The 13,313-nt window shown below is 48.3% G+C and carries 9 protein-coding genes and 1 pseudogene; 4 read left to right on the forward strand and 6 right to left on the reverse strand.

The annotated features are described in order from the left end of the window. The 4 genes and pseudogenes from NDI44_RS24040 to NDI44_RS24055 form a co-directional block, all read right to left on the reverse strand. Positions 1–152, reverse strand: a pseudogene (locus tag NDI44_RS24040) (IS701 family transposase); the annotation flags it as partial. Positions 153–655: 503 nt separating this feature from the next. Continuing rightward, positions 656–2,416: a serine/threonine-protein kinase gene (locus tag NDI44_RS24045; protein WP_190414773.1), complete on the reverse strand. Its 1,761-nt coding sequence runs from the start codon at positions 2,414–2,416 to the stop codon at positions 656–658. Between the two features lie 117 nt (positions 2,417–2,533). Continuing rightward, the gene (gene dusB / locus NDI44_RS24050) at positions 2,534–3,592 is read right to left on the reverse strand and encodes a tRNA dihydrouridine synthase DusB (RefSeq protein ID WP_190414774.1); all 1,059 of its coding nucleotides are present in this window, start codon (positions 3,590–3,592) and stop codon (positions 2,534–2,536) included. A 103-nt stretch (positions 3,593–3,695) separates the two neighbouring features. Continuing rightward, positions 3,696–4,733 (reverse strand): ADP-ribosylglycohydrolase family protein, encoded by a 1,038-nt coding sequence (locus tag NDI44_RS24055; RefSeq protein ID WP_190414775.1) that lies wholly within the window; start codon positions 4,731–4,733, stop codon positions 3,696–3,698. A gap of 490 nt (positions 4,734–5,223) precedes the next feature. Here NDI44_RS24055 and dnaK point away from each other — a divergent pair, with 490 nt between their 5' ends. After that, a complete protein-coding gene (gene dnaK, locus NDI44_RS24060) occupies positions 5,224–7,149 on the forward strand; it encodes a molecular chaperone DnaK (RefSeq protein ID WP_190414776.1) in 1,926 nt (641 codons plus the stop codon). A gap of 251 nt (positions 7,150–7,400) precedes the next feature. Here the strand turns inward: dnaK and NDI44_RS24065 are convergent, their stop codons facing one another. Together NDI44_RS24065 and NDI44_RS24070 are read right to left on the reverse strand one after the other, a co-directional pair. Further along, entirely contained in the window at positions 7,401–8,594 is a 1,194-nt protein-coding gene (locus tag NDI44_RS24065) for an HhoA/HhoB/HtrA family serine endopeptidase (RefSeq protein ID WP_190414777.1), read from the reverse strand. Positions 8,595–8,680: 86 nt separating this feature from the next. Beyond that, on the reverse strand, positions 8,681–8,872 hold the full coding sequence (locus tag NDI44_RS24070; RefSeq protein ID WP_190414778.1) for a hypothetical protein: 192 nt from the start codon (positions 8,870–8,872) through the stop codon (positions 8,681–8,683). Here NDI44_RS24070 and NDI44_RS24075 point away from each other — a divergent pair. The 3 genes from NDI44_RS24075 (at position 8,871) to NDI44_RS24085 (ending at position 13,092) form a co-directional block, all read left to right on the forward strand. Further along, positions 8,871–10,190: a CHAT domain-containing protein gene (locus tag NDI44_RS24075; RefSeq protein ID WP_190414779.1), complete on the forward strand. Its 1,320-nt coding sequence runs from the start codon at positions 8,871–8,873 to the stop codon at positions 10,188–10,190. The genes NDI44_RS24070 and NDI44_RS24075 overlap by 2 nt on opposite strands. 13 nt (positions 10,191–10,203) lie before the next feature. Then, positions 10,204–11,067 (forward strand): tetratricopeptide repeat protein, encoded by an 864-nt coding sequence (locus tag NDI44_RS24080; RefSeq protein WP_339380775.1) that lies wholly within the window; start codon positions 10,204–10,206, stop codon positions 11,065–11,067. A gap of 69 nt (positions 11,068–11,136) precedes the next feature. Next, positions 11,137–13,092, forward strand: coding sequence for a CHAT domain-containing tetratricopeptide repeat protein (locus NDI44_RS24085; RefSeq protein ID WP_242037150.1), 1,956 nt, complete (start codon positions 11,137–11,139; stop codon positions 13,090–13,092). Positions 13,093–13,313 lie beyond the last annotated feature (221 nt).

The following is a 13,313-nucleotide window of genomic DNA, read 5'->3' on the forward strand; positions in this document are numbered from 1 at the left end:
TGAGACAGGTTTTTTCGTTCACTTTCCCCCAATAATCCGCTTATATAGTTCCTAAACTCCCGTTTTTGGGCTTGATGCGTCAATATATCATCAAAGCGTTTGCACCATCTATTGAAGCAAGGGGGCATGGCGGCGGGAGTTGTCTCTTTCATTTATCACACCATAACGTGAAATGGTTGCCATGCCTGTATTATACCTTTTTAGAGTCTTGTTTTTCGTTTAAGCACCGTTATTTGGGTAGGTTATATTAAGGCTCTGACGTTTGTAGGGCATGGTAATGCCATATTCTTATAAATTTATTGCACCAGCTCAAAAATTTCCATAGAATATTCCGCTGATTAATTTCACATTTTTGGATGATTTTAGGGTTACTTCTAATATCGTCTATAATTTGAATAAAAAAATCGAAATTATCAGAAACTTTGTTGGGATTAAGCCTGCTGATAGCAGTTTTAGTTCTTATTGGTAGTTAATGTGTTTTATCAGCACAAGCGTGTTATCTAAACCAAAGCCTCAACATAAAAGATTTTATTAATTCCGGGACGAAGAATGTGAAATTGTGAAGGACAGCAAATAATTTATTGTTTGTCAGCGATAAAGCGAAATAAAAAGAGCGATCGCCCTTTTTATTTCGCTCTTTCCCTCAATATCTCTGCTATGGCTTAATCAAACGCCTAGTTTGTGTTGCATGGCGATAGTTAGACATCAGTTTTTCTCGCTGTTGATATGGATAATACATGATAGCAGCTAAGGATAAACTGGTTCCTAGTAAGGATAAAAACAGAAAGAAATTGAAGAAGCCGATATTGAATCCTGTCCCTAAGCTCATGCCGAAACCTGTTATTAAAAGTGCGCTGCCAATGGCAATCTTTTCAGGAAATCCCCTTTCTTTATAATTTTTAATGACTGCCCCATTTAGGAAGCCAATTACTAGACCTGCCAAGGTTCCCAAGGCAGTAATCGCCGCCGGTAAGAACCCTGATGACAACAAAACAACTAACATTGTCACAGTGGTCAACCAAGCTGCAATCTTTATGCCTAGCACAGTTCTGATGCCAACTGCTGCCAGTAGAGTTCCGGCGCTAAACCAAGCCAAAAATACCGCGATTACTCCAACTTCAAAAATTGCTACAGATGTCCAAGAGGTAAATTTGAATAGAATTGCTACCATCCAAGTGATCGCACCTGTCCAAAATCCAGTCATTGCTAAAGCAATTCCTAATAGCAAAGCCATTGAAATATAAGGCGGCTTTGGAGTTTCAAGCAGAGTTGTGCGAACTGTAATCGTGAGCGGGTAAGTTTCTGGGGAAGAATTGGTGTGTAATAAAATCTGACGGCTGTAGGTTTTATCTGCCATCAACTTATTCGTATTCACGGTGATTTTGCAATCAGCATGATTACTCTTAAATGTGGCGGGTTCAAAGGAAATCCAAGCATGAGAATTGGAATAGCGCGGATCGCTGTGGTGGGGGGCTACTTCCCAAGTCCCTTCTAGCAAAGTGTCCGGAACGGAATTATTAACCCTAACGGTTTGAGTTAATTTTTCGCCTAGTTGTGTTGTTTTAAATTCCAAAGCCAGTTGGCTAAATTTAACTTCCGGTAAGCGATTAACATAAATCGGCTTGAGAGCTTCCAAAGCAGCCGTAGCATTGGGGAAACGGTCTTTTGCTTTGGGTTCGACCATTTTTGAGAGCCAATCCACAAAACGCAGGCTCAGCTTGGGAAGCAGCGGCTTGAAATTAAGGCGACCATCTTCATCAAATAAGGTGTCAATTGCCGTTGATTTTATCCCAGTTAATAAGCAAATGAGTGTTGCGCCTAAACCATATAAATCTGTCGCTTCGTTTAGCTGGCGGTTGTATATCTGTTCGGGTGCCATAAACCCAAATGTCCCAGCGGCGACGCTGCTCATTGCCATTTCCCCACTGCCAATTCGAGCTAAGCCAAAATCCACCAAATAAACATTTAGTTGTTCGTCTACGAGGATATTTTCAGGTTTAACATCCCGATGAATTACAGATGGAATGCGATTTTGTAAATAAACAAGAATCTCTAGGACAGAAACAGCAATTTTCTGGATGTCATCCGGGTCAAAACTGCGCGGAGAGGATAAAGGCAGGGCGTCTTTATGCTCCTGCACCATACAAAAGCCAGATGGGGTTTCAAAAGAATCGAGATAACGGGGAATTCCCGGATGATCGAGTCCTCGCAAGACTTGAATCTCGCGCTCGTAAGCTTTAAAACCCGACCATTCAGACCCAACTTGGGCAAATAGAAATCGCTTCAGGATGACTGACTGTTCTGTGACGTTATCCTTTGCCAGATAAGTGATGCGACCCCCGGCGCGATTGCGCCCAAGTTCTCGAAGGGTCTGATAGCGGGGACGGGGACTCGAAGTGTGTGAGGAGTTGCTCATGACAGCAAACAATGCAGGTAGATGGCGTCTATTCTAGGCGATCGCTTTCCTTTCGTTTTTTCCCTTCGCGCCCTATAACAAAGAGAGCGCAACGCTTACCTAAGTGCGTCTTCGGGCTTAAACCTCCACAAATGCTAACTCCTCTTCTTCAACCTCGTGCCATGTGGAATTCGCCAGTCGTTCAATTGCCCGATCGATTGTCTCCAAACCCTGCTCAAGATTTTCGATTGTGGCTAAATGTCCGCGCAACTCAGCAGCACCAGCAAAACCTTTGGCATACCAAGTCATGTGCTTCCTGGCTTGTCTGATACCGCGATCGCCTTTATATTCCCACAAAGCTTGTAGATGTTCTTTTGCACATTCCAACCGTTGTATCGGCGTTGGCGGCGTCTTTTCTTGACCAGTTTTCAAGAAATAGTCAATTTCTCCCACTAGAAAGGGATAACCCAGAGTTCCCCGCGAACACATCACCCCATCCGCGCCAGTTTGTTCCAAACACTTCACCGCCGCTTCTACGGAAAACATATCGCCATTGGCAATCACTGGAATCGACAGAATTTCCTTGACTTTACCAATCCACTCCCACTTGGCAGGGCCAGTGTAACCTTGGGAACGGGTGCGACCGTGGACTGTAATCATTTGCGCCCCCGCATCTTCCATGCGCTTGGCAAAGTCCAGAATATTGATTTCCTTATCTGTCCAACCGATGCGGGTTTTCACCGTTACCGGCACATTCACCGCCTTCACGACCGCTCGGACAATTGCCTCAGCGACTTCTGGTTGCCGCAATAACGAAGAACCACCGCCGTTTTTCGTAATTTTGTTGACCGGGCAACCCATGTTGATATCAACCGTATCAGCGCCCTCTTCCACAGCCATTACAGCCGCTTCTGCCAAGAAATCGGGGCGACAGTCAAACAACTGAATGCTAATCGGTCTTTCGTTCGGATCTACCTCCATAATCTTGGGGAGTTCCTTCACGTAATGGAGTCCCGTCGCGTTCACCATCTCGGTGTACATCATCGAGTCAGGTGCATGGCGACGCACCAAGCGACGAAACACCATATCGGTAACGCCAGAGAGGGGCGATTGTAAAACCCGGCTTTTGACTTCAAAAGAGCCAATTTTCAGCGGTGTCGAGAGTCGGGATTGCAGGGTGGGAGAAAGAGTAACCATAGGTTCTATCGCGGTCAACCGGGCTTTTTCATTTTACGAGCGATCGCTGTTGAACCATTTGATTATGGCGATCGCCCCGATCTCTATTGTGAATTGCGATCGCTTACGATAAGGGCACCTGAGCGCCACTGGCATCTGAAGTTGCTTCCTCATCCCATCGGTTGCTCAGTGTTGCTAAGCGATCGCGGTACTCGATGCGGCTGACCCATTCTTCGGGCCATGCTGCCATTCCTAAATAGGCTCCGGCGAAAGCACCCGTGAGGCAGGCAATAGAGTCCGAATCGCCTACGGTGAGTGCTGCACGACGAAGCGCCGCCACTGGCTCTTCAGGAAACAGTAGAAAGCATAGTAGACCTGTGGCAAAGGCTTCTTCTGCTACCCATCCTTCACCCGTCGCCAAACAGGGGTCTGCATCCCGGTTCGGTTCTGCCAAGGCGGCATCCAGACGGTCAAGGGCTGATAAACATTCATCCCACCCACGACTGATAAATTCCTCTGGTGTAGTGATAGAGGGACGTTGCCAGAGCAACCCCAGCCAGTCGGCGTGGTAGATCGAGCGTTGCTCCTCAGCATAGGCGCGAAGTCGCGAAGGCAACCCTTCGGGATTGGCACCCGCAACCAGGTCAGCGATCGCTCTTGCCGTTAAATCCGAGGCGGCAAGAGCGGTGGGATGCCCGTGGGTCAAAGCTGCCTGGAACTGAGCGATCGCGGCGCGGGTCGTTTCGTTCAAATTCTTGACGAGTCCCACGGGTGCCACCCGCATATTGGCTCCACAACCCTTTGAGTTTGCCACCGTTGCCTGCTGCCACGGCAGGTCAGTCGCCAAGTTAGCGCAAGCATTTAGACAAGTATTGCCCGGTGCCCGGTTATTGTCAGGACTGTCCCACCAGTCGATGAAGGCGCGGCGCAGAGGCGGCTCTAAGTTGTCAGCGAGAAAAGGCGGTATTACTTCCATGAGTGCCTCTCCAACCGCTAAAGTCATCTGCGTGTCATCTGTAACGCGAGCCGGATTGCCCATTGGTTGCTGCGGCCCTTGGGGTGGGAAGCGGCGCAGGATCTCGTCAACATTGAGAAACTCAGTTACAGCACCGAGCGCGTCACCAAAAGCTAAACCAAACAGGCATCCAGAAGCACGGCGCATAGCTAGTACAACTCTTCTTTTTTAGAAATTCCGAACGATGGCTCGAAAATCGCATCCTTTGTAATACATATAATACAAGCTTTGAGAACGAACTAATCGTGAATGATTTAGGTGGTGTTGGTAGAGAGTCCAACGAGCTAATCGCGATCGCATTGAATTCCTCTAGACGGCAAATACACCTATTTAATTACGGCTTGCCCCCATACCTAAAGCCCCTGATTTCCTTACAGTAGACACAGTGAAAGCAATCAGCAGATGTTAAGTGATTGAGCCAAAGGGGATGCCTCCTGAAGGTTAACCGTCCTTCCTCAGGTTCGGAAAACCCCACAACACCAGAGTGGCTAATCCCGCACACTATATAGATCGGTACGCACGCACCAATGGTTATTAAATCTGGAAAGAGCTGCTGATTTAACCCGGTTGGTTCAATTTGTAGTTCCGTATCCGCCCTCAAAAGTTTTTGTAGTTATTAGGAAGCCGAAATACCCCTATGGCAAAAGTAGTTGGAATTGACTTAGGTACGACAAACTCCTGCGTAGCAGTGATGGAAGGTGGTAAACCCACCGTGATCGCTAACGCAGAAGGTTTTCGGACAACCCCCTCTGTCGTAGCATTTGCCAAAAATGGCGATCGCTTAGTGGGTCAAATCGCCAAGCGTCAATCGGTGATGAACCCCGAAAACACCTTCTATTCGGTGAAGCGTTTTATCGGACGCAAGTTTGAAGAAATCACCCACGAAGCCACCGAAGTTTCTTACAAAGTGCTGCGCGATAGCAACGGCAACGTTAAGCTAGACTGCCCCGCTCAGAGCAAGCAGTTTGCACCAGAAGAAATTTCTGCCCAAGTGCTTCGCAAGCTGGTGGATGATGCCAGCAAGTACCTTGGAGAAACCGTTACCCAAGCTGTAATCACCGTTCCCGCTTACTTCAACGACTCCCAGCGCCAAGCTACCAAAGATGCTGGTAAGATTGCCGGGATTGATGTAATGCGGATTATCAACGAGCCAACCGCCGCTTCCTTGGCGTACGGACTCGAAAGAAAGGCCAACGAAACCATTCTGGTATTTGACCTGGGTGGCGGTACCTTCGACGTATCCATTTTGGAAATGGGCGATGGCGTGTTTGAAGTGTTAGCGACCTCTGGCGACACTCACCTGGGTGGTGACGACTTCGACAAGAAAATCGTTGATTACTTAGCCGAAGAATTCAGAAAATCTGAAGGCATTGACCTCCGCAAAGACCGTCAAGCCCTCCAGCGTCTCACCGAAGCCGCTGAAAAAGCCAAGATTGAGTTATCTAGCGTTACCCAAGCGGAAATCAACCTGCCATTTATCACCGCTACCCAGGATGGTCCAAAGCACCTGGATATGACCCTGACTCGCGCTCAGTTTGAAGGACTCTGCGCTGACTTGATCGATCGCTGCCGCATTCCTGTAGAGAACGCCCTGCGCGACGCCAAGCAAGACAAGAGTGCAATTAATGAAGTCGTGCTGGTCGGTGGTTCTACCCGGATTCCTGCCGTACAAGAACTGGTGAAGCGGGTTTTGGGCAAAGAACCCAATCAAACCGTCAACCCGGATGAAGTGGTAGCTATCGGTGCCGCAATTCAAGCCGGTGTCCTCACAGGTGAAGCTGGAACTGAAGGACTATTGCTGCTCGACGTTACCCCCCTATCTTTGGGTGTGGAAACCCTCGGTGGCGTGATGACCAAGATTATCCCCCGCAACACCACGATTCCTACCAAGAAGTCTGAGGTCTTCTCTACTGCTGTAGATAATCAAACCAACGTAGAAATCAAGATTCTACAAGGCGAACGGGAGATGGCGGCGAACAACAAAGAGTTGGGGATCTTCCGTCTGGATGGGATTCCTCTAGCTCCTCGTGGAATGCCACAAATTGAAGTTACCTTCGACATTGACGCCAACGGTATCCTGAACGTCACAGCTAAGGATCGCGGTACTGGCAAAGAGCAATCGATCAGCATCACGGGTGCTTCCACCCTGCCCCAAAACGAAGTGGAGCGGATGGTCAAGGAAGCCGAACAAAATGCGAGCACTGACCGGGAGCGTCGTGAGAAGATTGACCGCAAGAATCAAGCTGACTCCCTCGTTTACCAAGCTGAGAAGCAAATGGCTGACTTGGGCGACAAGGTTCCCGCTGCTGACAAGAGCAAGGTCGATGGATTGGTCAAAGACCTGCGCGATGCGATCGCTAAGGAAGACGATGAGCGCATCAAGACGCTCACCACAGAGCTACAGCAGGCTCTCTACACCATCGGCACGAACATCTATCAACAAGCAGGCGGCGCAGGTGCAGCTCCTGGCGATGGCACCGGCACCCCTGGTGGTGGTGGTTCCAGTCAGTCCACTGGTACTGGGGATGATGTAATTGATGCTGATTTTACGGAAAGCAAGTAATTAGCTAAGTGCTAATCGCTAATTGCTAATTGCTAATAAGGGCTGATGAATTGCTTTTGGGCGCTCATCAGCCCTTTTTTAATGCAAAACTACGCACAATTACTTTCTTCCTTGTCCCAAAATGACCCGCTCCCTAGAAGCGTGTCTAGTCTAAGGTTCGGGTTTCCTTCCTCAACCTAGCTCCCTACTGCTTTGCGTACCTTTGCGCCAACCTCAGCGTACCTTTGCGTTAAAAACAGAAATTATTGATGCTACTCCACCGGGAAGGCACCAGGTTGCACTTGAACCGTTTCAGTCCGACCGCTACGGTTGACCTCTACTTCTAATCTGGAGCCGACGCTACTCGCTTCTACCCGTTCTTGCACTTGATCGGCACTTGCGACCGCTTGACCGCCAACTTTCTGGATCACATCTCCTGCACGCAAGCCAGCGCGTTCTGCGGGAGAGTTTTTGACCACCCGAACGATGACAACGCCTTTATCCTGCGTAACTTTGAAGCCTGCCTCATTGTCTTTGTTAATGTCGTCTTTTAGTTCCGGCGTCAGCGTTACCATTTGAATTCCCATGTAGGGATGCTCGACGCGACCTTTGCTAAATAGCTGATTGGCGACTCGTTCGGCGGTTTCAATCGGGATGGCAAAACCGAGTCCCTGAGCATTTGCCCGAATGGCTGTATTAATCCCAATCACTTCACCCCTGGCATTTAGCAAGGGACCTCCGGAATTACCGGGGTTGATAGCGGCATCGGTTTGGATAAATCTGACTCGCTTATCCGGGACACCTACCTGCGAACTGGAGCGACCCGTCGCGCTGACGATACCCACCGTCACCGTGTTATCTAGACCGAGGGGATTGCCAATTGCGATCGCCCACTGTCCCGGTATTAAGTTATTCGAGTCTCCCAAGCGTACCGTCGGCAACTTTGTCGCATCAATTTTGACAACTGCCACATCCGTAACCGGATCGGCTCCCACAACTTGACCCTCCATCGTCCGACCATCTTTGAGCGTCACCTTGACCTTATCTGACCCCGCGACAACGTGGGCATTTGTCATTAAGCGACCATCAGCACTGAGAATGAAGCCAGATCCGGTACCTCGTTCCACCCGTTCTTCCGGAACCGGCGTTTCGTTCCCAAAAAATCGTCGGAAAAACGGGCTTCTGAAAGTATCTGGAATGTCCTGCGATACGGTACGAGCCGCATCAATTCGCACGACAGCAGGGCCAACTTTTTCGGCTGCTTCGGCAATAAAATTCAGGTTCTCTTGGGGAGCGCGATTCTGGGGCGGGGAGATTTGCTGTAGCGCGGCTGGAATCGCTGATGGGATTCTGCCTTCGACACTGGGGTTGTCTGCTGCGAAATGGCGACTGGCATATATTCCTGCACCACCGCCGATAGCCAGCAAAGCTAGATAAGTGGTCAGCTGTTTGACAAGTAAACTCATGGTCTTTGGGCTGAAGGACAGCAATACAGGTAATAATTCCACTCTAATCAAAAAATGCTGTGGATGAGCAGCATTTGGGTAGAGTTTTAACTGGGTTTCAAGATATTGGGGTGCCCAAGAGGAGGCACAAACAGCGCATCAGAGTGCATACGCGATCGCTTGGTTTGTCGCGTTGGCGTCACCACTACCCCAGGATACAGCCAACACTGGACACGCCCGATTCCCTGGGCTAAGACAGTGTAAACACTGTCCGTACATCTACTTACCTTGTCAGCCATGCAACTCCAGAAAATCAGCCTTACCGGGGTGCAAAACCTTGTACCCTTACTGATTACTTTTGTGGCAACTGTCTTAACCCCTTTCCCAGGGAAGACGGCTGAAATTTTCCCTGGCTCTCAGGTGTTGGCACAAACTCCAGAGGCTCCAGCGACCGTCAATCCAATCAATATCGAACAAATTCGACAAGTTGCTAAGGAACACAACGCTACACTCGTTGAATACTCAATTAATTACGAGACGTTCCCCGTTCAAGGAAAAGAACAAACCCAGGAATCAGAACTGCTGATTTGGGTGGTTCAACCCACAGGTGAAATCACCTTACGACGGGTTGACCTTAAACCGTTGTGGCAGAAGCAAAATACCTCCCTCTCAGCGTTGGTGAGTAGTAGTCGTGCGGCGATGGGGTTCGGGAATGCTGCAAATAAGAGTGGCATCGTCGTGACGACAAAACAGGACAATCGCCTAAGTAAACAGTTACAGCAACTTCATCAGCTGCTCGTTGAGCCGATTGCCGAATTGTTGCCAAAAGCTCCGAACGCTCGTGTCGCCTTTATCCCGCAAAAATCCCTGTTTCTGCTTCCCTTCGCAGCGCTGCAAGATAAACAAGGCAAATACCTAATCGAGCAACACGCAATTTTTACCGCTCCCTCGATTCAGGCGCTGGATTTACTTTACAAGCATCGACAGCGAATCCAAGGGATTGCCAAGGATGTGCTGGTGGTGGGGAATCCGACGATGCCCCGCGTTCCTCCCAAGATAGGGCAAAAGCCGGTGTTGTTACAGCAACTGCCCGGAGCGGAACAGGAAGCAAACGCGATCGCGAATCTCTTCAATACCCAAGCGCTTATCGGCGACGCAGCAACTGAGACCGCGATTGTGCAGCAAATGCCCCAAGCGCGAATTATTCATCTCGCAACGACTGGGTTAATCGATGAGGAGGAGGCATTGAGAAATGCGATCGCTTTGGCTCCCTCTAACACCGATGATGGGTTGCTGACAGCAGGAGAAATCCTGAATTTGAAGCTAAACGCTGAGTTAGTTGTCCTGAGCGCCTGTGATGCGGGTTTGGGTCGCATTACCGAAGATGGTGTGATTGGGCTAACGCGCTCTTTTCTAGCAGCGGGAGTTCCCAGCGCGATCGCTCCCCTAGGGTTGATATCGGATGCGCCGACTGCCTTTCTAATGACCGAGTTTTATAAAAATCTGCAATCGAATCCCGATAAAGCAGCGGCACTGCAAAGCGCCATGCTAGCGACAATGAAACAACACCCAAACCCGATGAACTGGGCGGGTTTCATCCTCATCGGCGAACCGTAGGAACAGCCCATTTGTGCTTGATTTTATTCCAGTCAATTTGACAAAACAATTCATCTACCCAGAAGTGAAAGCAATCTCTTCTCAAAGAATCACCCGAATCGCCTTCATCACCCTCCTCAGTAGTGTCTCGACGCCTTTGCTTGTCAATTTTCCACTCCCATTGTCTGCACCACGAGCGTTAGCGCAAACACAAGATGACCGTACCGAAGCAGACCAACTGTTTCAGCAAGGTGTTCAGCAGTTTCAGACCAGTCAATTTGAGGCAGCTTTACAGTCTTGGCAACAGGCATTGATGATCTATCGGGAGATAAAAGATCGCCCAAGTGAAGGGCAGGTTCTGGTAAATCTGGGAGTTGCTTACTATTCCTTGGGGTTATATCCCAAAGCGATTGATTGCTACGAGCAAGTTTTGGCAATTGTCAAGGAGAACGAAGACCGCTCTATTGAGAGTTATGCTCTGGGAAATCTCGGGAATGCTTACCATTCTCTGGGGGACTTTCCACGAGCGATAGAGTACCACCAGCAGCATTTAACACTTGCAAAAAGTATCCAAGACCGCTCTGGCGAAGGAAAGGCTCTGGGAAATCTGGGCAATGCTTACAACGCCTTGGGAGATTTTCCACGAGCGATAGAGTACCACCAGCAATATTTAGCACTCGCTAGAGCAATCCAAGACCGCTCTGGCGAGGGAAAGGCTCTGGGAAATTTAGGAGTTAGTTATCGTAACCTGGGGGACTTTCCACGGGCGATTGAGTACAACCAGCAATACTTAGCGATCGCTAAGGAGCTTAAAGATCGTCAAGCCGAAGGTAGTGCTCTAAGAAATCTGGGACTTGCCTACAATTCTCTGGGAGACTTTGCACGAGCGATTGAGTAGCAACAGCAGAATTTAGCAATCGCAAAGGCAATCAAAGATCGCTCCGGCGAAGGAAAAGCTCTGGGAAGTTTGGGCGTTATTTACCGTAACCTGGGAGATTTTCCACAGGCGATTGAGTATCATCAGCAGAATTTAGCGATCGCAAGAGAAATCCAAGACCGTTATGGCGAGGGGAATGCTTTGGGAAATCTGGGAGTTGCCTACTCTGCCTTGGGCGACTACAGCAAAGCAATTGATTATTTTCAGCAAGTTTTGGCGATCGCACGAGCGATCCAGAACCGTTCTATCGAAAGTCATGCTCTGGGCAATCTGGGACTTGCTTACAATTCCCTGGGCGACTTTCGACGGGCAATTGATTACTACCAGCAGACTTTAGCGATTGCCAAACAAATAAAAGACCGACAAGGCGAGGGGAAGGTTCTGGGAAATCTTGGAGGAACTTATTATTCTCTGGGGGATTTTCCACGAGCAATTGAGTACCAACAGCAGTATTTAGCGATCGCCAAGGGGATCAAAGACCGCTCTGGCGAGGGACAAGCTTTAGGAAATCTAGGACTTGCTCTCTATAAAGCAGGCAATCTAAAAGCAGCGGAGAAAACCCTTATCGACGCAATTGAGGTGAGGGAATCTCTACGGCGTGAGTTAAATGATGCCAACAAAGTGTCAATTTTTGAAATGCAGTCCAATAGCTACCGCACTTTACAACAAGTCTTCATTGCTCAGAATAAGACCGATGCAGCGCTGGAAGTTGCCGAACGGGGTCGGGCACGCGCCTTTGTAGAGTTACTGGCTAGTAAATTGCAGATTGATAAGTTACAGGTTGAAGATTCAAATCAACCTTCTAAGCTTCAATCCCCTACCATCGAGCGAATAAAACAAATTGCCGCCGCTCAAAATTCCACCCTAGTTCAGTATTCGATTATTTACGATACTTTCAAAGTTCAAGGTAAAGAACAAACTAAGGAATCAGAACTCTATATTTGGGTAATCAGTCCTACAGGTGAAGTGACGTTTCGCAAAGTCGATCTTAAACCTTTGTGGCAGCAGCAGAATACCTCGCTGGCAAACCTGGTTTTCAGTTCCCGTCAATCAATGGGAGTCAGAGGACGTGGTGGAGGTGTGGTAGCGGAGCTTATAGAAGAGGAAAAACCAACTAGACGATTACAACAAATTCACAAATTGCTTATTGAACCGATTGGCGATCGGTTGCCTAGCGATCCAAAAGCTCGTGTAATCTTTATCCCGCAGCACGAGTTGTCCCTTACCCCTTTTCCAGCTCTCCAAGATGCTTCTGGCAAATACCTGATTGAAAAACATACGATTCTCACGGCTCCTTCAATTCAAGTGCTGGATTTAACTCATCAGCAAAGGCAACGTGTGGAGACACAATCAATCCCATCTCTACAAGAGGCGTTAGTAGTAGGTAATCCGATAATGCCTGGAGTGGTGCTGAACCCTGGAGAACCAGCGCAGCAGTTACCTAATTTGCCGTGGGCTGAACAGGAAGCAAAGGATATTGCTAAACTACTCAAAACTCAAGCGATTACTGGTAGCCAAGCCACCAAAGTCGCGATCGCGCAAGCATTGCCTAAAGCGCGAATCATTCATCTAGCTACTCATGGCTTACTAGATGATTACCGGGGATTGGGAAGTGCGATCGCTCTCGCTCCATCTAACCAGAATGATGGGTTGCTCACTGCTGAAGAAATCCTCAATCTAAAATTGAATGCTGAATTAGTGGTTCTCAGTGCTTGCGACACCGGACGAGGACGCATTACGGGCGATGGTGTTATTGGTTTATCCCGTTCTTTAATTTCCGCTGGTGTGCCTAGCGTGGTGGTCTCTCTATGGCAAGTCCCGGATAATTCGACTGCTTTTTTGATGACGGAGTTTTATAAAAATCTTCAGCAAAAGGCTGATAAAGCTACGGCATTGCGAAATGCGATGCTGACAACCATGAAACAGCAACAATATTCAGATCCCTTGCAGTGGGCGGCATTTACTTTGATTGGCGAAGCTGAATAAGGCAATATTCATCTGAGCGCTTGACAAAAATTTGTTAGAGAATTTATTTCTAACTAATGACAAAAATTTTTCTACAACGATTAGAAAAAATAAGTAAAATTGAATCTAGTTAATTATTTTTTTGATGATTGGTCAGTAATGGATAATTGGTTTTTTTATCCTTCCACCTATTTTTTATTAACCATTACCAACCTGACAAATAAAATAAGTTTCCACCCAAA

The organism is Trichocoleus sp. DQ-A3 (assembly GCF_039961975.1).
Taxonomy (GTDB): Bacteria; Cyanobacteriota; Cyanobacteriia; order Cyanobacteriales; family FACHB-T130; genus FACHB-T130.